Source organism: Streptomyces capoamus, from assembly GCF_014654935.1.
In the GTDB taxonomy this organism is placed as follows: domain Bacteria; phylum Actinomycetota; class Actinomycetes; order Streptomycetales; family Streptomycetaceae; genus Streptomyces; species Streptomyces capoamus.
The window spans coordinates 236375-237059 of sequence record NZ_BNBF01000011.1 but is presented as its reverse complement, the minus strand read 5'-3'; the positions used below and the strand labels follow the sequence as shown (position 1 = coordinate 237059).

The following is a 685-nucleotide window of genomic DNA, read 5'->3' as shown; positions in this document are numbered from 1 at the left end:
CGCGCGGCGTTCCATCGCCTCGCGGGCCGCTTCCTCCGACATGTAGACCTCGCACATGTGCCGCCCGTCCGGCGTCGCCGTGTGCTCGACCTCCCACAGGGACAGCTCGGTGCCGTCCGGCAGCAGGAAGGCGTGCTCGTACAGCGCGTAGCTCAGCCCCGTCCGGCCGGCGCGCCCGGGGCGGCCGAACGCCTGGGTGATCTCGTGCGCGGTCGCCGTCGCGAGCAGCGCCGCCGTCCGGGGGCCGGGCCGGTCGGGGTTCTCCGCGCGGCGCAGCAGTCGGCGCGCGTGGTCCGCCGAGTCGTCGCCGGCGTACATGTGCCGGGGCTCGGGGATCGCCCACAGCCGCATCAGCGAGGGCAGCTCGAAGTCGTGCGTCTGCGGCGGCATCCCGAGCCGGGCCGTGGCCGTCTGCAGCTCCTCCTCGTCGACGTACACCTCGTGCTCGGGGGCACTGCCGGGCGTCGGGTTGTGCACCAGCTCCCACAGCGTGACCGCCGAGCCGTCGGCGAGGAGCCACGTGTGCCGGTACGTCTCCCGGTGCAGCCCCGCGCTGTGGTACGCGGAGTGCAGCGAGCTGTCGTGCGCCAGCGCGCAGTCGAGGCGCCTTATCACGTCGTCGGGCAGCTCGAACGAGTTCAGGGCACGGCCGAGGAGTCGCGCGAGATGCTCCTCAGGAGACTCG

Annotated in this window: 1 protein-coding gene; it reads right to left on the bottom strand. The window is 73.6% G+C overall.

Going from position 1 to position 685, the window contains the following annotated elements; genetic code table 11:
* Positions 1 to 685: DUF6227 family protein (locus IE312_RS19605; protein ID WP_229900152.1), on the bottom strand; the 685-nt coding region annotated here is incomplete at both ends.